General features: G+C 73.3%; 18 protein-coding genes. 10 read left to right on the top strand and 8 right to left on the bottom strand.

What is annotated here, in order from left to right; all coding sequences use genetic code 11:
- Positions 1-6 precede the first annotated feature (6 nt).
- The 5 genes from ACIGAN_RS28000 to ACIGAN_RS27980 form a co-directional block, all read right to left on the bottom strand.
- Positions 7-1,272 carry an ArgE/DapE family deacylase gene (locus ACIGAN_RS28000; protein WP_365088641.1) on the bottom strand — a complete coding sequence of 422 codons (1,266 nt, stop codon included), beginning with the start codon at positions 1,270-1,272 and terminating at the stop codon, positions 7-9.
- Between the two features lie 189 nt (positions 1,273-1,461).
- A complete protein-coding gene (locus ACIGAN_RS27995; RefSeq protein ID WP_365088640.1) occupies positions 1,462-2,886 on the bottom strand; it encodes a HAMP domain-containing sensor histidine kinase in 1,425 nt (474 codons plus the stop codon).
- Positions 2,887-3,627, bottom strand: a complete 741-nt coding sequence (locus ACIGAN_RS27990; RefSeq protein ID WP_399861754.1) for a response regulator transcription factor — start codon at positions 3,625-3,627, stop codon at positions 2,887-2,889. It lies immediately after the preceding gene.
- A 96-nt stretch (positions 3,628-3,723) separates the two neighbouring features.
- Positions 3,724-4,800: an LLM class flavin-dependent oxidoreductase gene (locus ACIGAN_RS27985; protein WP_399861752.1), complete on the bottom strand. Its 1,077-nt coding sequence runs from the start codon at positions 4,798-4,800 to the stop codon at positions 3,724-3,726.
- A gap of 22 nt (positions 4,801-4,822) precedes the next feature.
- Complete coding sequence (locus tag ACIGAN_RS27980) at positions 4,823-5,455, bottom strand: TIGR03086 family metal-binding protein (RefSeq protein WP_399861750.1); 633 nt, start codon at positions 5,453-5,455, stop codon at positions 4,823-4,825.
- Between the two features lie 62 nt (positions 5,456-5,517).
- Between ACIGAN_RS27980 and ACIGAN_RS27975 the strand changes: the two genes are divergently transcribed.
- From ACIGAN_RS27975 to ACIGAN_RS27965, 3 genes are all read left to right on the top strand, one after another.
- On the top strand, positions 5,518-6,375 hold the full coding sequence (locus tag ACIGAN_RS27975; RefSeq protein WP_399861748.1) for a DUF6597 domain-containing transcriptional factor: 858 nt from the start codon (positions 5,518-5,520) through the stop codon (positions 6,373-6,375).
- Positions 6,376-6,886: 511 nt separating this feature from the next.
- Entirely contained in the window at positions 6,887-7,222 is a 336-nt protein-coding gene (locus ACIGAN_RS27970; protein ID WP_365742913.1) for a YnfA family protein, read from the top strand.
- Between the two features lie 161 nt (positions 7,223-7,383).
- Complete coding sequence (locus ACIGAN_RS27965) at positions 7,384-8,160, top strand: SDR family NAD(P)-dependent oxidoreductase (RefSeq protein WP_399861745.1); 777 nt, start codon at positions 7,384-7,386, stop codon at positions 8,158-8,160.
- A 12-nt stretch (positions 8,161-8,172) separates the two neighbouring features.
- On the opposite strand, the gene ACIGAN_RS27960 is transcribed toward ACIGAN_RS27965, so the two are convergent.
- A complete protein-coding gene (locus tag ACIGAN_RS27960) occupies positions 8,173-9,366 on the bottom strand; it encodes an RtcB family protein (protein WP_399861743.1) in 1,194 nt (397 codons plus the stop codon).
- Positions 9,367-9,537: 171 nt separating this feature from the next.
- Here ACIGAN_RS27960 and ACIGAN_RS27955 point away from each other — a divergent pair, with 171 nt between their 5' ends.
- From ACIGAN_RS27955 to ACIGAN_RS27945, 3 genes are all read left to right on the top strand, one after another.
- Positions 9,538-10,371, top strand: coding sequence for a DUF3558 domain-containing protein (locus ACIGAN_RS27955; RefSeq protein ID WP_399861741.1), 834 nt, complete (start codon positions 9,538-9,540; stop codon positions 10,369-10,371).
- A 119-nt stretch (positions 10,372-10,490) separates the two neighbouring features.
- On the top strand, positions 10,491-11,399 hold the full coding sequence (locus tag ACIGAN_RS27950; RefSeq protein ID WP_399861739.1) for a DUF3558 family protein: 909 nt from the start codon (positions 10,491-10,493) through the stop codon (positions 11,397-11,399).
- Between the two features lie 124 nt (positions 11,400-11,523).
- Positions 11,524-12,792 carry a DUF2637 domain-containing protein gene (locus ACIGAN_RS27945; protein ID WP_365742903.1) on the top strand — a complete coding sequence of 423 codons (1,269 nt, stop codon included), beginning with the start codon at positions 11,524-11,526 and terminating at the stop codon, positions 12,790-12,792.
- Positions 12,793-12,852: 60 nt separating this feature from the next.
- Here ACIGAN_RS27945 and lysS read toward each other — a convergent pair whose 3' ends face one another.
- The gene (gene lysS, locus ACIGAN_RS27940; RefSeq protein ID WP_365088629.1) at positions 12,853-14,595 is read right to left on the bottom strand and encodes a lysine--tRNA ligase; all 1,743 of its coding nucleotides are present in this window, start codon (positions 14,593-14,595) and stop codon (positions 12,853-12,855) included.
- Positions 14,596-14,744: 149 nt separating this feature from the next.
- Here lysS and argS point away from each other — a divergent pair, with 149 nt between their 5' ends.
- A complete protein-coding gene (gene argS / locus ACIGAN_RS27935; RefSeq protein WP_399861736.1) occupies positions 14,745-16,508 on the top strand; it encodes an arginine--tRNA ligase in 1,764 nt (587 codons plus the stop codon).
- Positions 16,509-16,585: 77 nt separating this feature from the next.
- On the opposite strand, the gene ACIGAN_RS27930 is transcribed toward argS, so the two are convergent.
- Positions 16,586-16,969, bottom strand: a complete 384-nt coding sequence (locus ACIGAN_RS27930; RefSeq protein WP_365088627.1) for a peptidase inhibitor family I36 protein — start codon at positions 16,967-16,969, stop codon at positions 16,586-16,588.
- A gap of 305 nt (positions 16,970-17,274) precedes the next feature.
- Between ACIGAN_RS27930 and ACIGAN_RS27925 the strand changes: the two genes are divergently transcribed.
- From ACIGAN_RS27925 to ACIGAN_RS27915, 3 genes are read left to right on the top strand one after another with little or no spacing between them, the layout of a single operon-like run.
- The gene (locus ACIGAN_RS27925; protein ID WP_399861733.1) at positions 17,275-18,048 is read left to right on the top strand and encodes a peptidoglycan-binding protein; all 774 of its coding nucleotides are present in this window, start codon (positions 17,275-17,277) and stop codon (positions 18,046-18,048) included.
- Positions 18,045-18,884, top strand: coding sequence for a helix-turn-helix domain-containing protein (locus tag ACIGAN_RS27920; RefSeq protein WP_399861730.1), 840 nt, complete (start codon positions 18,045-18,047; stop codon positions 18,882-18,884). The genes ACIGAN_RS27925 and ACIGAN_RS27920 overlap by 4 nt, the downstream gene beginning before the upstream one ends.
- 44 nt (positions 18,885-18,928) lie before the next feature.
- On the top strand, positions 18,929-19,714 hold the full coding sequence (locus ACIGAN_RS27915; protein WP_399861728.1) for a DUF4253 domain-containing protein: 786 nt from the start codon (positions 18,929-18,931) through the stop codon (positions 19,712-19,714).

Below are 19,714 nucleotides of genomic sequence, written 5' to 3'. Positions count from 1 at the left end.
GGCGGCTCACTTCGTCCCCACCGTGCGCAGCACCCCCACCACCAGCGCCCGGGCCACCGCCAGCGTCTCGCGCACCGACACCCGCTCCTGCGCGCTGTGCGCCACCTGGATGTCGCCCGGCCCGAACTGCAGCGTGGGGATGCCGGCGGCGGTGTACAGGCGCAGGTCGCTGCCGTAGGTCGCGCCGCGTTCGCGCAGGGCGGGTCCGCCGGCCGTGTCGGACCAGGCGCCGCGCAGGACGCCGGGCAGCCGGTGGCCGTCGGGCAGGCGGCCGGGGGCGAACTGGCCGCCGGGCCAGGTCACGGCCGGCGGGTGGGCGCGCAGCCACGGGTCGGCGGCGCAGGCCTCGGCCACGCACTCCTCCAGGGCGCGGCGCGCGTCGGCCGGGTCCTCGTCGAGCCGCACCCCGAGCCGGCCCTCGGCGACCAGCAGGTCGGGGACGCTGCTGGCCCAGTCGCCGGAGCGCACCGTGCCGACGGACAGGGCGTAGGGGATGGGGTACTCCGCGAGCAGCGGGTCGGGGTCGGTGTTGCGTACGGTCTCCAGCCGGGCCAGGGCGCGGTGCAGCGGCAGGTACGCGTCGATCGCGCTCACGCCCCGCTCCCGGGAACTGGCGTGGGCGGCCCGGCCGGGCACGGTGACGCGGAACGTGAGGGCACCGGCGTTGGCGGTGATCAGGGTGCCCGCGGTGGGTTCGGCGATGACGCAGGCGTCGCCGCGGTGGCCGCGCTGCAGGGTGCCGAAGGCGCCGAGGCCGCCGTCCTCCTCGCCGACGACGAAGTGCGCGGCGACCCGGCCGCGCAGGCGGATCCCGGCCGCGCGGATCGCGCCCAGGGCGGCGAGCTGCGCGGCGATACCGGCCTTCATGTCGCAGGCGCCGCGTCCGTGCACCTCGTCCCCGGTCACCCGGGGCACGAACGGGTCGCCGTCCCAGGAGGCGGGGTCCCCGGGCGGGACGACGTCGACATGGCCCTGGAGGATCAGGGTGGGCCCGTCGCCGCCGTCGGGCGTGGTGCCGACCAGCCCCCAGGCCTCGTCGCGGGGCGCCTCGGTGCCCGGGAAGTCCGGGTGGGCCCGCAGGGCGGGCAGGTCCATGGACCACAGGTCGGTCTCCAGGCCGAGCCACTCCAGCCGGCCCGCCAGCTGGTGCTGCAGCTCCGACTCGGCGGCGCTGCCGGTCACGCTGGGCACGGCGATCAGCTCCTGCAGGGTCCGCGCCAGGGCCGCCTCGTCGATCTCCGCCAGGGCGGCGGCCTCCTCGTCACTCAGCACGCTGCCGGTCCTCCCCTCACCCCGGGGCGCGCCGCTCGCACCCCCGCCCCGGATATCTGCTCAGGCGGGGCCGCCCGTGAACACCCGTACGGGGAACGGCTCTGCGGCCGGCGCGTCCGGCCACGGCGGCAAGGGGGCGGGCACCCGCCCCACCGTCGGCCGATCCGGCCGCGGCGGTGCACGGCGGCGTCAGTCCCGCGGGATTCCGCCGCCGACGGTGAACCCGATCACCGTTCCGCCCCCGTCCCGGCGGCGGGCGAACGGCGCGCCCCCGTGCGCGAGGGCCACCTCCCGCACGATGGACAGGCCCAGCCCCGAACCCGGCAGGGAGCGCGCGTCGGCGGCGCGGTAGAAGCGGTCGAAGACGCGGTCCAGGTCGCTGTCGGCTATGCCGGGCCCGCGGTCGAGGACCTCGACGCGGATCGTGCCGGGCCGGGCGGGACCGGCGACCACGATCTCGACGGGGGCCGTGCCGCCCTGGTCGAACTTGACGGCGTTCTCGACGAGGTTGGACAGCGCCCGGGTCAGCATCCCGGGCCGCCCGTCGGTCGTGGTGTCGCCGACGGCGCGCAGCAGGATCCGCCGGCCGCTGCGGCGGCGGGCGAGGGCCGCCACCTCCTCCGCGAGGTCGGCGACGTCCACCCGCCGCGGCGGTTCGGTGTCGGACTGTCCGGCCGCGAGGTCGACCAGCTCGTTGACCAGGTCGGTCAGCTCGCGGGCCTCCTGGCCGAGGTCGGCGACCAGTTCCTCGCGGGCGGCGGGCGGGAGTTCGTCGATGCGGCGCAGCAGGGAGATGTTGGTCCGCAGGGAGGTCAGGGGCGTGCGCAGCTCGTGGCCGGCGTCCTGGACCAGACGGCGCTGGTCCTCCTCGGACTGGGCGAGCCGGCCCAGCATGCGGTCGAAGGCCCGGCCCAGCCGCCCGACCTCGTCGTGTCCGGCCACGGGCACCTGGACGCCGAGGCGGCGGGTGCGGGCGACGTCCTCGGCGGCGTCGGTGAGCACCACCAGCCGGCGGGTGATCCGCCGGGCCAGCCACCAGCCGAACAGCCCGGCGCCGAGCACCACCGCGGCCATCAGCACCAGCGTGCGCCGCTGGAGCGCTCGCAGCAGGTCCTCGACGTCGCTGAACTCCTGCGCGATCTGCACGGCCCCCCGGCCGTCCCCGAGGGAGACGGTCGCGACGCGGTAGACGTCGTCGCCGACGTCGACGTCCTTGTGCTGCACCACCCGGCCGGAGTCAGGCGCGGCGGCGATCCGCACGTCGGCGCCGACGACCGGCAGTCCCGGGCTGCCCGGGTCGACGACCCGTCCGTCCGGGCCCAGCACCTGCACGTCCGTGCGGGCGGGCCGCACCAGGTCGTGTCCGGGCGCCGCGGAGGAGAAGTCGCCGGGTGTCATCCGGTTCTGGCTGACCTCGTCCCGCAGGTCCTGCACGACCTCGTCGAACACGGTCTGCTGGTCCACCCGCACCAGCCGCGCGGCCGCGCTGTACGACAGGATGCCGACCAGGATCGTCACGGCCGCCGTCACCGCCGCGAACGACACCGCGAACGTGGTGCGCAGCGAGACCAGCTTCGGCCGGCGTCCGCCCGGCAGCCGGCCGAGGCGGCCCACTCAGTCCTCCCGCAGCACGTAACCCACGCCGCGCACCGTGTGGATCAGCTGCGGCGCGCCCGGCTCGTCGAGCTTGCGGCGCAGGTAGCCGACGTAGACGGCGAGGTTCTTGGAGCCGGGCCCGAAGTCGTAGCCCCAGATGCGGTCGTAGATCGTGGAGTGGTCCAGGACGATGCCCGCGTTGCGGACCAGCAGTTCCAGCAGTTCGAACTCGGTGCGGGTCAGCTCCAGCTCGCGCGTGCCGCGCCAGGCGCGGCGGGCCTGCGGGTCCATGCGGAGGCCGGCGGCCTCCAGGAACCGCTCGGGCAGCGGCCGGGGCGCCTCGACGGGCGCGGCGGGCGCGGTGGGCGCGGCGGCGCTGCCGGCGCCGACCGGGCTGGTGCGGCGCAGCAGGGCGCGCAGCCGGGCGAAGACCTCCTCCACGTCGAAGGGCTTCACGACGTAGTCGTCGGCGCCCGCGTCCAGGCCGGCGATCCGGTCTGCGGTCTCCACCAGCGCCGTCAGCATCAGGATCGGCGTCCGGTCGCCCTCGGCGCGCAGCACGCGGCACACCTGGAGCCCGTCGATGCCGGGCATCATCACGTCCAGGACGAGGACGTCCGGGCGGTTGCGGTGGGCCTGCGCCAGTGCCTCGACTCCGTCGGCGACGGCCACGACCCGGTAGCCCTCCAGGGTCAGGGCGCGCTCCAGGGCGTTGCGGATGGCGCGGTCGTCTTCGGCGAGCAGCACGGTGTGGGGCACGCGTCCAGTGTGCCCCGGCGCGGGGGCGGCGGGAGGGGACGAGCCGCGCCGGGGCGTCCTTCTTACTGCCCTCTCACCGGGGGCGGCGCCTCCGTCTCATCGCCGGGAGCCGGCGAGCAGGGAGCCGTGGGTGGGCGCGTCGGGCACGTCCGCCGGGCGGCCCACGGCGAACTCCTTGCGGAGCACCGGCACGACCTCCTCGCCCAGCAGGTCGATCTGCTCCAGCACGGTCTTCAGCGGCAGCCCGGCGTGGTCGACGAGGAACAGCTGGCGCTGGTAGTCGCCCGCGTACTCGCGGAAGGTCAGGGTCTTCTCGATGACCTGCTGCGGCGAGCCGACGGTCAGCGGCGTCTGGTCCATGAAGTCCTCCAGCGACGGCCCGTGCCCGTAGACCGGGGCGACGTCGAAGTAGGGCCGGAACTCGCGCACCGCGTCCTGGCTGTTCCTCCGCATGAACACGTGCCCGCCGAGGCCGACGATCGCCTGCTCGGGCGTGCCGTGGCCGTGGTGCGCGAACCGCTCCCGGTACAGCTCGACCATGCGGCGGGTGTGGTCGGCCGGCCAGAAGATGTTGTTGTGGAAGAAGCCGTCGCCGTAGAAGGCGGCCTGCTCGGCGATCTCCGGGGAGCGGATCGAGCCGTGCCAGACGAACGGGGGCACGCCGTCCAGCGGGCGGGGCGTGGAGGTGAAGCCCTGCAGCGGGGTGCGGAACCTCCCCTCCCAGTCGACGGCGTCCTCGCGCCACAGCCGGCGCAGCAGGGCGTAGTTCTCCAGGGCGAGGTTGATGCCCTGGCGGATGTCCTGCCCGAACCAGGGATATACCGGCCCGGTGTTGCCGCGGCCCATCATCAGGTCGACCCGGCCGTCGGCCAGGTGCTGGAGCATCGCGTAGTCCTCGGCGATCTTCACCGGGTCGTTGGTGGTGATCAGGGTGGTGGCCGTGGACAGGATCAGCCGCTCGGTGCGGGCGGCGACGTAGCCGAGCATTGTGGTCGGTGAGGAGGGCACGAAGGGCGGGTTGTGGTGCTCGCCGGTCGCGAAGACGTCCAGGCCCACCTCCTCGGCCTTCAGCGCGATCGCGACCATGGCCTTGATCCGCTCACGCTCCGTCGGCGTCCGGCCGGTGGTGGGGTCGGGCGTGACGTCGCCGACGCTGAAGATCCCGAACTGCATGGTCGCTCACCCTCCAGGTTGTTTACCGTTCAACTATACCCGGAGAGCGCGGGAGCGCGCGGGATTGTTCCCAGGACGGATTCCGGCCGGTCCGCGTCAGCAGCCGCTCGAACGCCGACGCGCCCTCGGCCTCGGGCACCGGCGCCCCGAAGACGCCCATCCTGCGGGCCGTCGGAGCCAGCTCCGCCACCGCGCCGGCCAGCTCCGCCACGACCGCCGCGTCGGCACCCGGGTCGTCCTGGCCCGTCGCCCGCGCCAGGTCCCACACGTGCACGGTCAGATCCAGCAGCGCCATCGAGCCGACCAGCCGCGCCGGCATGCCCATCGCACCGGTGGTGCCCTCCTCGGCACCGGGCGCCGACCAGGCCGCCACCAGCCGCTCCGCCTCCTCCACCAGCCGCTCCCGCCACCGAGGCCCCTGCGCGACCACATCGGCCGGCTCCCCGAAGTCCGACGCCTCCTTCACAGCCAGCCGCTGGAACTGCACGATCACCTGGAACAGATGGTTGACCAGGGCTTTCACGTCGTACTCGGCACAGGGCGTGGGGGCGGCGAGCGCCTCGTCCCCGATGCCCCGCACCACCGGAACCGCCCGCTCCAGGGCCAGCCCCAACAGCTCTCCGATGCCGTACGTCCGCATGTCGTCAATGTCCATGCCCCGACCGTAGGAAGACCCGGGGCTGCCCTTCTTGAACAAACGCGACGTACGATCCGGCCATGGAGGCACCCCGCCAGGACACCCGCGGGATCGTCGACCCGTCCGGGCTGCTCAGCCGTGTGCGCTTCCGCCGCCACCAGCCCGCCGAACCGCTGCGCCGGTACGTCGAGTGGTACTGGCTGATCGACTGGGACCTGCCCGCGCCCTACGCCTCCCACGTCGTGCCGCACCCGGCCGTCAACCTCACCTTCCAGTGGGACGAGGACGAAGGACCCCCCTACGCCGAGGTCACCGGCGTCGCACTCGGGCTCTACACCCGGAAGCTGACCGGCCGCGGCCGGGTCTGCGGGGTGAAGTTCCGCCCGGGCGGCTTCCGGCCGTACACGCCCGGGACGCCGGTCTCCCACTGGACGGGCCGCGCGCTGCCCGCCCAGGACGTGTTCCGGCAGATCACCGAGGACACGGCCCGTTCGATCGTCACCGGCGCCGACGACCGCGCCCGGGTGGCCGCCCTCGACACCTTCCTGCTCTCCCTGCCCTGCGCCCCCGATCCGCAGGCCGACCTCGCGATCGACCTCGTGCGGCGCATCCGCGCCGACCGCAGCGTGCGCCGCGTCGGCGACTTCGCCCGCGCGCACGGCCTGTCGGTGCGGGCGCTGCAACGGCTCTTCGCCGCCCAGGTCGGCGTCGGCCCCAAGTGGATCATCCTCCGCTACCGCATCCACGAGGCCCTGGAACAGGCCGGCACCCGCAGCGACGTCGACTGGGCCGGCCTCGCCGCCGACCTCGGCTACGCCGACCAGGCCCACCTGGTACGCGACTTCACGGCGACGATCGGAGTGCCGCCCACGGCCTACACGGCGGAGACCGCGCCGGGCCCCCGGCACGCCCCCGGACACGAGACCACCGAGCCCTGACACCGGACGGCACCGCGCGGCGGCAGCACGCGGCGGCACGACGCGTCCGCACCACACGGCGACATCACGCGGCGGGAGCACACGGGCCGAACCACACGGCGGCACCACACCGCCGCACCGCACAACCGCACGCACGGCGGCAGCTCGCGGCCGCACCACACAGCCGCGCGCACGGCGGCACCACGCGGCCGAGCCACACGGCGGCCCCGCACGGCGGCAGCACGCGTCGGCACCACAGCCGCAGCACACGGCGGCACCGCACGGCCGCACCGCACAACCGCGCGCACGGCGGCACCACGCGGCCGAACCACGCGTCCGCACCACACAGCGACACCACGCGGCCGAACCACACAGCCGCACGCACGGCGGCACTACGCGGCCGAGCCACACGGCGGCCCCGCACGGCGGCAGCACGCGTCCGCACCACAGCCGCAGCACGCGTCGGCACCACACCGCCGCACCGCACAACCGCACGCACGGCGGTGCCGCACGGCATGGGAAGCTGGCCGCCATGTCCGTGCTCCGCTCCGCCGCCCTCTTCGTCCTCGCCGCGCTGCTGGAGATCGGCGGCGCCTGGCTCGTCTGGCAGGGCGTGCGCGAGCACAAGGGCTGGCTCTGGGCGGCCGGCGGCGTCCTCGCGCTCGGCGCCTACGGATTCGTCGCGACCTTCCAGCCCGACGCCCACTTCGGCCGCGTCCTCGCCGCCTACGGCGGGATCTTCGTCGCCGGTTCCCTCCTGTGGGGCGTCGTCGCCGACGGCTACCGCCCGGACCGCTGGGACATCGCGGGCGCGCTGATCTGCCTCGCGGGCATGGCGGTCATCATGTACGCCCCGCGCGGGAACTGACCCGAGGCCCCGCCCCGCGCCCAGGAAGGGCCCGTCGGGCAGCAGGCCCGGCGAGGGGAAACAGGGGATCACCCGCCCCCGTTCTCCCACCGCGGGCGCCTTCTATCCTGGCCGCGAGCCCGGCGCACCAGCCGGCCGGCCCACCCACCCGAGGAGCTCCCATGGCCACCGCCGTCCCGCCCGCAGCCTCCCGCATCGCCGTCGTCACCGGTGCGAGCAGCGGCATCGGCGCCGCCACGGCACGCCAACTCGCCGCCGCGGGCTACCGCGTGGTCCTCACCGCGCGCCGCAAGGACCGCATCGAGGCCCTGGCCGAGGAGATCACCGCGGCGGGCCACCAGGCCACGGCCTACCCGCTGGACGTCACCGACCGCGCGGCCGTCGACGAGTTCGCCACGGCCTTCAAGACGATCGGCGTGCTGGTCAACAACGCGGGCGGCGCGCTCGGCGCCGACCCGGTCGCGACCGGCGACCCGGCCGACTGGCGGACGATGTACGAGACGAACGTCATCGGCACGCTCAACCTCACCCAGGCGCTGCTGCCCAAGCTGATCGCGAGCGGCGACGGCACGGTCGTGGTCGTCTCCTCCACCGCGGGCCACGCCACCTACGAGGGCGGCGCCGGCTACGTCGCCGCCAAGCACGGCGCCCACGTGCTGGCCGAGACCCTGCGCCTGGAGATCGTCGGACAGCCGGTCCGCGTCATCGAAGTCGCCCCCGGCATGGTCAGGACGGAGGAGTTCGCCCTGACCCGCTTCGGCGGCGACACGGAGAAGGCGGCGAAGGTCTACGAGGGCGTGGCCGAACCCCTCACCGCCGACGACGTCGCCGACACGATCACCTGGGCGGTCACCCGCCCCGCCCACGTCAACATCGACCTCCTGGTGGTCCGCCCCCGCGCCCAGGCCTCGAACACGAAGGTGCACCGGGAGGCGTAGGGCCCCGGCCGGTCAGCCCTTGACGCAGACGACCTGCTTGATCTGCGCCACGACCTCCACCAGGTCGCGCTGCTGGTCGATGACCTGCTCGATCGGCTTGTAGGCGGCCGGGATCTCGTCCACGACACCGGAGTCCTTGCGGCACTCCACGCCCCGCGTCTGCTCCTCCAGGTCCTTCGCCGAGAACCGGCGCTTGGCCGCGTTGCGGCTCATGCGCCGGCCCGCGCCGTGCGACGCGGAGTTGAAGGACTTCTCGTTGCCGAGGCCCTTCACGATGTACGAACCCGTGCCCATCGAGCCCGGGATGATCCCGTACTCGCCGGAGCCCGCCCGGATCGCGCCCTTGCGGGTCACGAGCAGGTCCATGCCCTCGTACCGCTCCTCCGCCACGTAGTTGTGGTGGCAGGAGATCTCCGGCTCGAAGACCGGCCGGGCCTTCTTGAACTCCTTGCGGACCACGTCCTTCAGGAGCGCCATCATGATCGAGCGGTTGTACTTCGCGTACTCCTGCGCCCAGAACAGGTCGTTGCGGTAGGCCGCCATCTGCGGGGTGTCCGCGACGAAGACGGCCAGGTCCCGGTCGACCAGACCCTGGTTGTGCGGGAGTTTCTGGGCCACGCCGATGTGATGCTCGGCCAGTTCCTTGCCGATGTTGCGGGAACCGGAGTGCAGCATCAGCCAGACAGAACCGTTCGTATCCGTGCGTACCTCGACAAAGTGGTTTCCGCCGCCGAGCGTTCCCATCTGCTTTCCGGCGCGTTCCGAGCGGAACTTGACCGCCTCCGCCACCCCCTCGAACCGCCCCCAGAAGTCGTCCCACCCCGCCGTGCCGAAGCCGTGCAGGCGCCCCGGGTCGACCGGCTCGTCGTGCATGCCGCGGCCCACCGGGATCGCCTGCTCGATGCGCGAGCGCAGCCGGGACAGGTCGCCGGGCAGGTCGTTGGCCGTCAGGGACGTCTTCACCGCCGACATGCCGCAGCCGATGTCGACGCCGACCGCCGCCGGGCACACCGCGTCCCGCATGGCGATGACCGAACCGACCGTCGCGCCCTTGCCGTAGTGCACGTCGGGCATGACCGCCAGGCCCTTGATCCACGGCAGCGTGGAGACGTTGCGAAGCTGCTGGAGCGCGCCGTCCTCGACCGTGGCCGGGTCGGCCCACATCCGGATCGGCACCTTCGCGCCAGGTATCTCTACATACGACATAACGTCCCCAATCCCCCGTGAACGAACAGAAGTCCTCAAGAGCAAATACCGGAGCCAAGGTCGACGAAAGGGATTCCGGACCGGCGTCCACGGCAGTGCGTGCGATACACATTGTGTTCACCGGCCGCCCCGCGGCGGCAAGCAGATTTCCGCGTCGAGAGGAGCCACCACGTGCAACGGAAGGCGTACGCGTCCGGTATCGCCGCGCTCCTCGCGGCGCTGCTGGCCGGCTGCACCGGCGGTTCGGGCGACGGCGGCACCACGGACGACTCCAACCCGGGTGACACCGGCACGGCCTCCCCCGCCGCCGAGCCCGGCCGCTACCGCACCCTGCCCGAGCCCTGCACCGCGGTCGGCGAGGGCACCCTCGACGAACTCCTGCCCGGCATCCGGCAGATCGCCGACGGCGAGCAGCGCGAGAAGGCCTACGAGGGCGAGCCGACGACGACGTTCGACACCGACCGCAAGGTCGGCTGCCGCTGGAAGGTCGACTCCCGGGACGCCACCGACCATCTGCTCGTCGACTTCGAGCGGGTCGTCTCCTACGACAACGCCGTCAGCGACGACAGCCAGGCCGAGCAGCTGTTCGCGGAGCAGGAGGCGGCGGCCCACCTGCCGGAGCCGACGACCACGGAGTCGGCGGTGACCGGCAGCACCCCGGCGGGCGGCGCCTCCGAGGCCCCGTCCGGCTCCCCCTCCCCGTCGAGCTCCTCCCCCTCCGGTTCGTCCTCGCCCTCGGCGTCCGCTTCCGCGACCCCGACGGAGCTGCGGCCGCGCCTCCTGGAGGACCTCGGCGACGAGGCGTTCCTCGACGACGAGCTGAGCAGCTCCGGTTCGACCGCCAAGCAGCGGACGGTGACTGTGGCGTTCCGCACGTCCAACGTCATCGTGACCATCGAGTACGCGGAGCAGCCGGCGACCGTGGGCACGGTCCCGGACAGCAAGGAAATGCAGGACAGGGCCCAGAAACTGGCCTCGCGGCTGGCGGATTCGCTGAGCGGCTGAGGCCCTTTCACCGCCCCTTCACGGGCGCCCGCGAAGCGTCCGAAGGACGAACGCACGGGCGGCTCACCGCGTACCGTGACCACTCGGACCCGTTCCGACCGCAGGGAACCACGAGCGTCATGAGTGAAGGAACCATGCAGCGACGAGCACAGCGAGAAGAGCGAGAGCAGCGAGCGAAGCGCCGGAACCGCGTCCTTGTCTGCGCGGCCGCCGTCCCCGTGATGCTGGTCGCCGCCGGCTGCTCCTCGGACTCCGGCTCCGGCGACAGCACGGACAAGGCCGGGAAGGCCGCGGCGTCGGCGTCCGCGAGCCCGTCGCCGACCGTGGAGGCGGCGGCGTACGGCAAGCTCCCGGAGCCGTGCAAGGTGGTGTCGAAGAAGACGCTGGAGGACCTCGTCCCCAAGGACAAGTCCGGCAAGGAGGGCAAGTCCGACGACATCTCCACGCGCGCCGGCTGCTCCTGGAACAGCCTGGACAACAACGGCGTCAAGGGCTCGCAGTTCCGCTGGCTGAACGTGTCGCTGCTGCGCTTCGAGTCGGACGTCACCCGCGGCCCGGCCGACAAGCTGGCCCAGGAGTACTACGAGAAGCAGGTCCAGGACGCGCAGGCCGCCGAGGGCGCCAAGGGCGTCGAGTCGGAGCCGGTGCCCGGTACGGGCGACCAGGCGACGGCCGTCCACTACGACCTGAAGAAGAAGGAAGGCACCTTCAAGCAGCAGACGGTCGTGGCGCGCGTGGAGAACGTCGTCGTCACCGTCGACTACAACGGCGCCGGCCTGGCGGGCGACAAGACGCCGAGCGCCGACGAGTTGCTGAAGGACGCGAAGAAGGCCACCGCGGAGGCCGTCGCCGCGGTGTCCGAGGCCAACGGGGCGGGCGGCGGCAAGGCGGGCGGCGCCCCTTCGAAGTCCCCGTCGAAGTCCCCGTCGAAGTCGCCCTCGAAGTCGCCCTCGAAGCCGGCGTCCGAGGGCGCCTCGGACGAGCCCTCGAAGGGTGCCTCCACGTCGCCGTCGAAGAAGAGCGCGTAGCCGGGCCGGACGAGCCCGGCGGGATCCGACCACCCGTTCCCCGCACACATGTGCCACCCTGTTGCGCGCAACAACACGCAAGGGGAGGGGAGTACGGGTGGCCGCGCCACTGCAGCTGACTCGGATGCACCGCGTTCTCATCGGCGTGGTCGTGGCCGGTGCCGTGATCATCGCCGGCATCGGCTTCGCCGGTTCGTACGCGGCGGTACGCGAGTTGGCCCTCAAGAAGGGCTTCGGGGACTTCTCCTACGTCTTCCCGATCGGCATCGACGCGGGCATCTGCGTCCTGCTGGCCCTGGACCTGCTCCTGACGTGGATCAGGATCCCGTTCCCCCTGCTGCGCCAGACGGCCTGGCTGCTGACGGCGGCGACGATCGCCTTCAACGGCGCCGCCGCCTGGCCGGATCCGCTCGGCGTGGGGATGCACGGGGTGATCCCGATCCTGTTCGTCGTCTCCGTCGAGGCGGCCCGGCACGCGATCGGACGCATCGCCGACATCACGGCCGACAAGCACATGGAGGGCGTCCGCCTCACCCGCTGGGTGCTCTCCCCCGTCCCGACGTTCCTGCTGTGGCGCCGGATGAAGCTCTGGGAGCTCCGCTCCTACGAGCAGGTGATCAAGCTGGAGCAGGAACGCCTGGTGTACCAGGCGCGGCTGCGCTCCCGCTTCGGGCGCGCGTGGCGCCGCAAGGCACCGGTGGAGTCGCTGATGCCGCTGCGGCTGGCCCGCTACGGCGTGCCGCTGGCGGAGACGGCCCCGGCGGGCCTGGCGGCGGCCGGCATAGAGCCGGCGCTGATCCCTCCGCCCCCGCCGCAGGCACAGGTCGGGGCGGGCCGCCGGGAAGCGGAGGCGGCGCCCGGCCCGCGCGGGGCGGCTCCGGCCGCGGAGCAGCGCCTGGAGCTCGACAGCGGTCCCGGGAGCGGGTACCCGGACCGGTATTCGGACCAGGAGCCGGAGCCGGAGCAGAGCCCGTGGTTCAACACCCCGCGCGAGGTCGAGTACCAGGGCGGCTACGACCCGAACTACGACCCGGCCGAGCACTACGCCCAGTGGATCGCGGAGCAGCAGGAGGCCGAGCGGTACCAGCCCGAGTACGACCGTGAGCCGCCGTCTGCGGAGGACACCGGCAGCTTCCCCATACCGGTGGGCCCGAACCGTACGCGCGAGCTCGGCGAGGGCGGCGGCACGCCTCCGGCCCCGGAGCCGGACGAGGAGGCGTACTACCAGGTGTTCCGCCAGTCGATCGACGGCAGCTACCCCACTCCCCGCGCGCTGGGCGACAACATCCAGGCCACCTACGGCACGACACTGAGCCCCGGTGAGCTGAAGTCGCTCGTGGAGCGCTTCCAGAAGCGCCACTCGGCGGAGCTGGAGGAGGACCACATCGCCTGACGGCGGGGCGGGACGCGAAGAGGGGCCCTCCTCCGAGGGCCCCTCCTCACTGTCCGCTCGTCACGCGCCGAGCAGGGTCCGCACCCGGTCCTGGCCCACCGCGAGCAGCAGCGTGGGCAGCCGGGGGCCGGTGTCCCGGCCGACCAGCAGGTGGTACAGCAGCGCGAAGAAGGACCGCTGGGCGGTCTTGATCTCCGGCGGCAGCTCCTTGGGCGTGGCGTCGGCGGAGAACCCGGCCTGCACCTTCGGCACGCCGTAGACGAGGTGGGTCAGCCCGTCCAGCGACCAGTGGTCGGCGAGCCCGTCGAGCAGCAGCCGCAGCGAGGCGCGGCCCTGCTCGTCGAGCGACTTCAGCAGCTCAGTGTCGGGCTCGTCGCGCACGATGGTGCGCTGGTCGGCGGGGACGTGCGTGTTGATCCACGCCTCGGCCTTGTCGTAGCGCGGGCGGGCCTCGTCCAGCGAGGTCAGCGGCTGCTCCGGGTCGAGCTCGCTGAGGATGCGCAGTGCCTGGTCCTCGTGCCCGGCGGTGATGTCCGCGACGGACGCGAGCGTCCGGTACGGCAGCGGGCGGGGCGTGCGCGGCAGCTCGCCGGCGGCGGTGCGCACCGCGCGGGAGTGCGCGGCCACGTCGGCCGGCAGGGCGCTGCCGTCGGCGACCTTGGCGTCGAGCCGGTCCCACTCGTCGTACAGCCGCTGGATCTCCTGGTCGAAGGCGACCTTGAAGGACTGGTTGGGGCGGCGGCGGGCGTAGAGCCAGCGCAGCAGCTGCGGCTCCATGATCTGCAGGGCGTCGGCCGGGGTGGGCACGCCGCCCTTGGAGGAGGACATCTTGGCCATGCCGGAGATGCCGACGAAGGCGTACATCGGGCCGATGGGCTGCTTGCCGCCGAAGATCCCGACGATCTGCCCGCCGACCTGGAACGACGAACCGGGCGAGGAGTGGTCGACGCCGGAGGGCTCGAAGATCACGCCCTCGTACGCCCACCGCATCGGCCAGTCGACCTTCCAGACCAGCTTGCCGCGGTTGAACTCGCTGAGCCGGACCGTCTCCGAGAAGCCGCACGCGGTGCAGGCGTAGGTCAGCTCGGTGGAGTCGTCGTCGTAGGACGTGACGGTGGTGAGGTCCTTCTCGCAGTTGCCGCAGTACGGCTTGTACGGGAAGTAGCCGGCGGAGCCGGAGCTGCCGTCGTCCTCGGCGGCGGCGCCGGAGCCTTCGGCGGCCTCCAGCTCGGCCTCGTCGAGGGGCTTCTGCTGCTTCTTGGCCGGGGCCTTCTTCGTCCGGTACTGGTCGAGGACGGCGTCGATGTCGGCGCGGTGCCGCATGGCGTGCAGGATCTGCTCGCGGTACGCGCCGGAGGTGTACTGCTCGGTCTGGCTGATCCCGTCGAACTCCACGCCGAGCTCGGCCAGCGACTCGATCATCGCGGCCTTGAAGTGCTCGGCCCAGTTGGGGTGCGCGGAGCCCTTGGGCGCGGGCACGGACGTCAGCGGCTTGCCGATGTGCGCCTGCCACTCGTCCTCGTCCACCCCGGCGATGCCCTTGGGCACCTTGCGGTAGCGGTCGTAGTCGTCCCAGGAGATCAGGTGGCGCACCTGGTGGCCCCGGCGGCGGATCTCGTCGGCGACGAGGTGCGGGGTCATGACCTCGCGGAGGTTGCCGAGGTGGATGGGGCCGGACGGGGACAGCCCGGACGCGACGACGACGGGTTTGCCCGGGGCCCGGCGCTCCGACTCCTCGATGACCTCATCCGCGAAACGGGAGACCCAGTCGGTGGTCTCGGTGCTCTGAGCCACGATCGGCACGTCCTTCTTTCTGCATCGGGCAGCCGGTACGGTCGCACGGCTGACCCCCCCATTGTCCCAGACCGCCTCGCGCCCGGAAAAACGGCTTTACCCCCGTGGGATACTGGCCGGGTCCATCGATTTCCCCTAGGAGAACGGCACCCTCGCCCATGGCCTCGGTCACGTCCCTCAGCGACTCCGTCCACCAGCGCCTCGCGGCGGCCCTGTCGGCCGCCCTGCCGCAGGCCGGTTCCGCGGACCCGCTGCTGCGACGAAGCGACCGGGCCGACTTCCAGGCCAACGGGATCCTGGCCCTCGCCAAGAAGGAGAAGGCCAACCCGCGGGAGCTGGCGACGCAGGTCGTCTCCCGGGTGGAGTCGGGCGGGCTGATCGGGGACGTCGAGGTCTCCGGGCCCGGCTTCCTGAACGTCACGGTCACCGACCGGGCGATCACGGAGAACCTCGCGGCGCGCTGGGCCGACGACACCGGCCGCCTCGGCGTGCCGCTCGCCGAGCACCCCGGCACCACGGTCATCGACTACGCCCAGCCGAACGTGGCGAAGGAGATGCACGTCGGTCACCTGCGCTCCGCGGTGATCGGCGACGCGGTGGTGCAGCTGCTGGAGTTCACCGGCGAGAACGTGGTCCGGCGTCACCACATCGGCGACTGGGGCACCCAGTTCGGCATGCTCATCCAGTACCTGGACGAGCACCCGCACGAGCTGGACCACGGTTCGGCCGAGGTGTCCGGCGAGGAGGCGATGTCGAACCTCGACCGCCTCTACAAGGCCTCGCGCAAGCTGTTCGACTCCGACGAGGACTTCAAGACGCGCGCCCGGCGCCGGGTGGTGGACCTCCAGGCGGGCGACGAGAAGACCCTCGCCATGTGGCAGAGGTTCGTCGACGAGTCGAAGATCTACTTCTTCTCCGTCTTCGAGAAGCTGGACATGGAGATCCGCGACGCGGACATCGTCGGCGAGTCCGGCTACAACGACATGCTCGCCGAGACCTGCCGCCTGCTGGAGGAGTCGGGCGTGGCGGTCCGCTCGGAGGGCGCGCTGTGCGTGTTCTTCGACGACATCAAGGGCCCGGACGGCAAGCCGGTCCCGCTGATCGTGCAGAAGTCGGACGGCGGCTACGGCTACGCGGCGACCGACCTGTCCGCGATCCGCGACCGCGTCTTCGGCCTCGAGGCGGACACGCTCCTGTACGTGGTGGACGCCCGGCAGTCGCTGCACTTCAAGATGGTCTTCGAGACGGCCCGCCGCGCCGGCTGGCTGAACGAGGACGTCAGGGCGGTGCAGCTGGCCTTCGGCACGGTCCTCGGCAAGGACGGCAAGCCGTTCAAGACCCGTGAGGGCGAGACGGTCCGCCTGGTCGACCTGCTGGACGAGGCGATCGACCGCGCCTCCGCGGTGGTCCGGGAGAAGGCCCAGGACCTGTCCGAGGAGGAGATCGCCGAGCGGGGCGCCCAGGTGGGGGTCGGCGCGGTGAAGTACGCGGACCTGTCGACGTCGGCCAACCGGGACTACAAGTTCGACCTGGACCAGATGGTCTCGCTGAACGGCGACACGTCGGTCTACCTGCAGTACGCCTACGCCCGTATCCAGTCGATCCTGCGCAAGGCCGGCGCCTCCCGCCCGGCCCCGCACCCGGAGCTGCAACTGCACGCCGCGGAGCGGGCGCTGGGCCTGCACGTGGACTCGTTCGCGGAGACGGTGGCGGAGGCGGCGAAGGAGTACGCCCCGCACAAGCTGGCCGCGTACCTGTACCAGCTGGCGTCGCTGTACACGACGTTCTACGACAAGTGCCCGGTGCTGAAGGCCGAGACGCCCGAGCAGGTCGAGAACCGCCTGTTCCTGTGCGACCTCACGGCGCGCACCCTGCACCGGGGCATGGCCCTGCTGGGCATCCGGACGCCCGAGCGGCTCTGACACCCGGCCGGACGGACGGACCGAGGGCGGCACTCCCCCGTGAGTGTCGCCCTCGGCGTTTTGAGAGTCCGCGTGGATCAGGAGCAGTTGACCCACGTGTTGGACTTCATGTAGCGGCTGACGCTGCCGGTCTCCTTGTAGCCCCTCGGGACGACGCCGCTGGACCCGCCGTGGTTCTTCTCCGAGTACCACTTGAAGTCGCAGGACGCGCCGTGGTTGTACCAGGACTTGAAGCTCTGGAACACGGCGTACTGGGTCAGGTCCCGGTTGGTGCCGGCGACCTTCTGCATGCGGCCCGTGTAGTTCTGCCCGGCCCAGACGCAGAACCAGCCCGACGGACAGTCGGAGGCGGCCTGCGGCGCGGCCTGTGCCGCACCGGCCGTGCCCGCGGTGCCGGCCAGCAGACCGCCGGTCAGCGCGATGCCCCCGGCCATGACGGCGAGCTTGTTGGCCATGCGCATGATGTGTCCCCCTTCGTGGTCGGCCGACCGCACCGGCCGGCTCGTCAACGAGACTGCGGCCCCCGGGCCCCGACCCGCCACCGTCGCCGCGGAAGTGACGTCCGCGCGGGACGTCCCGCGCCCTGACCTGGCCGGACGCCTCGCGCCGGGACGGTGCGGCGGGACGCTCGCGGCGCGGTGTGGCCGAATCGGTGGGGGCGGGCGGGGGGAACGGAACCGTTGTACGGGGCTCCGCGTGGATGCTGATGCACAATGCGGCGGTGAGGGACCGCTGACCACGGTCCGCGCACGCGAGTGGGGGGAACATGTCGCGTTGGAAAGGGCTGCCCGAAGAACTCGACCCGCGCCTGCGCCACTTGGTGGTGGGGTTGCGCCGGGTCAAGGACCGCAGCGGACTGAGCCTGCGCCGCCTGGCCGCGAAGACGGGCTACAGCACCTCGTCCTGGGAGCGGTACCTGTCCGGCCGGTCGCTCCCGCCCCGGGAGGCCGTCGAGGCGATCGCCCGGCTCGGCGGTGACGACCCGGCCCGGCTGCTGGCGCTGCACGAGGTCGCGGCCGAGGTGTGGGGCAGGGCCCCGGACGTGACGCCGGCACCGCGTCCACCGGCGGCGGCGGAGCCCGGGGCGGATCCGCCCCGGGCGCCCGGGCGGGCGCTGCGGGTCACGCTGGTCGCCGGGTCGGTGGCGCTGGTGCTGGCCGTCGCCGCCGCGGTCCTGCTGGCGGTGCGGCTGACGGACGGCGAGGAGCCGGCGGCGGCCCCGCGCGCCGTCTCCGGGCCGGTGACGGAGTCGGCCCGGGAGTCGCGGCGCCCGGTGTACACCTGCCGCTCGGAGCGGATCGGCGGCCGGTGGTACGCGGGCAACAGCCGTACCGTGAAGGCGATCCTGGCGAAGGGGCACGCGGGCCCGGAGGTCGCCGAGGCCCAGTGCCTGCTGCGGGAGGCCGGTCTGGCGCCGGGGGCCGTCGACGGCATCTTCGGGCCGCACACCGAACGCGCGGTCAGGGACCTGCAGCAGCGGGCCGGGCTGGTCGTGGACGGCATCATCGGGCCGCACACCTGGAAGGCGCTGCGGGAATGACCCGCACCCCGCCGTCCGGGCTGCCTCCGGAACGCGCCCGGCTGGTGTGCCGCCTGCGGGAGCTGAAGGACGGCACGGGCCTGAGTCTGGCGTCCCTGGCGGCCGGGACGACCTTCAGCAAGTCGTCCTGGGAGCGGTATCTCAACGGCAAGACGCTGCCTCCGGAGCAGGCGGTACGGGAGCTGTGCCGTCTCGCGGGCGAGCCGGAGGGCCGGTGTCTGGCGCTCTGGGAGCTGGCGGAGTCGGAGTGGAGCGGGCGGGCCGCCGCACCGCCTCCCGGTCCGCAGATGGCGCGGACGCCGCCGGCGCCGCCGCCCCCGGTGGCCCCGCAGGTCCGGCGGGCGGGCGGCCGGGGCCGGTTCATGGCGGTGCTGGCCGCGCTGTGCGTGCTGGCGGCCGGTGGTCTCTCGGTCGCCCTGGTACTGCTGGCGGGCCGGCCCACGGAGCCCCGTACGGCCCCGCCGTCGCCGTCGGTCCCCGCGCCCCGCTGCCGGGGCAGCGCCTGCGAGGGCGCGAGCCCGATGCTCATGAAGTGCGGCACGGACCCGCTCACCCTCGCCTCGCACCGCACGTCGACCGGGGCCCACCTCGAACTGCGCTACAGCGCCGGGTGCGGGGCCAGCTGGGCGCGGATGTGGAGCACACGCATCGGCGACCGCCTGGAGCTGCGGGCGGCCGGCGGCGGACGGCCGCACTCCGCGGCGATCACCGACGGCCTGGCCGCGCAGTCCTACGTCTACACGCCCATGACGGCGGCCCGTTCCGGCACGGTGCTCCGCGCCTGCTTCCGCCCGGTGACGGGGGCGGGCGGCGAGTGCTTCGAGGCCCGGCTGTGAGCGGGCCGGCCGCGTTGTCAGTGGCCGGCCCTACAGTCACCCCCATGGCGACTCTCCCGAACCCCCTGCCCGCGCTGGCCGCGGACCCCGGCGGCCGTGCGCTCGGACTGCGTCTTCCCGCCGGTGCGCTCGTCGGCACCACGGCCGCGGGGCCCTGGCACGAGCCGTTGCTGTGGTGCGCGCGGGAGCGGGCCCGGCCCGGTGACCGGGAGCTGCTGGAACCGGCCAGGCGCCGGGGCCTGCTGCCGGTCGTGCTGGACGCCGGCGGCGGTCACGGCGGCCCGGACCGCTGGGAGCTGGCGCCCGCGGACGTGTCGTACCCGGGGGACCACGACGCCGAGGAGGTCCTCGCGGAGTACTGGCAGGAGCACGCGGCGGACGGCGTCCCCTGGCCGGGCGCGGACACCGCGCCGCCCGCCGGCCGGGACCCGGACGCGGTGGCCGCCGAGGTCGCGGACGCCCTCCTGGAGGACGGCGGCCCCCTCAAGGACCCTCGCACGGCCCTCGTCCCGGCCCGCCGCAGCGCCGACATACCGGCGGCGATCGGCTGGACCGGCGCGGTGCACCACGAGGCGGACCCGGCCCGGCTCAGCGCGGTGCTGCGCGACTGGGAGGACCGCTTCGGCATACGCGTCGCGGCGCTCGGCTTCGACCATCTGCTGGTGTCGGTCGCCGCACCGCCCGTCACGCCCGCCGACGCGGAGGCCGTCGCCGCGGAGCACTTCGCGTTCTGCCCGGACAACGTGCGGCACGGCGCCGACCCGGATCTGCGGTCCTACGCCGAGCACCAGGTCCTCGGCCGGCAGACCTGGCACTTCTGGTGGGACTGA

Origin of the sequence: Streptomyces sp. NPDC085931 (genome assembly GCF_044540565.1) — a bacterium.
GTDB lineage: Bacteria > Actinomycetota > Actinomycetes > Streptomycetales > Streptomycetaceae > Streptomyces.
This window is presented reverse-complemented; position numbering and strand designations above follow the sequence as displayed.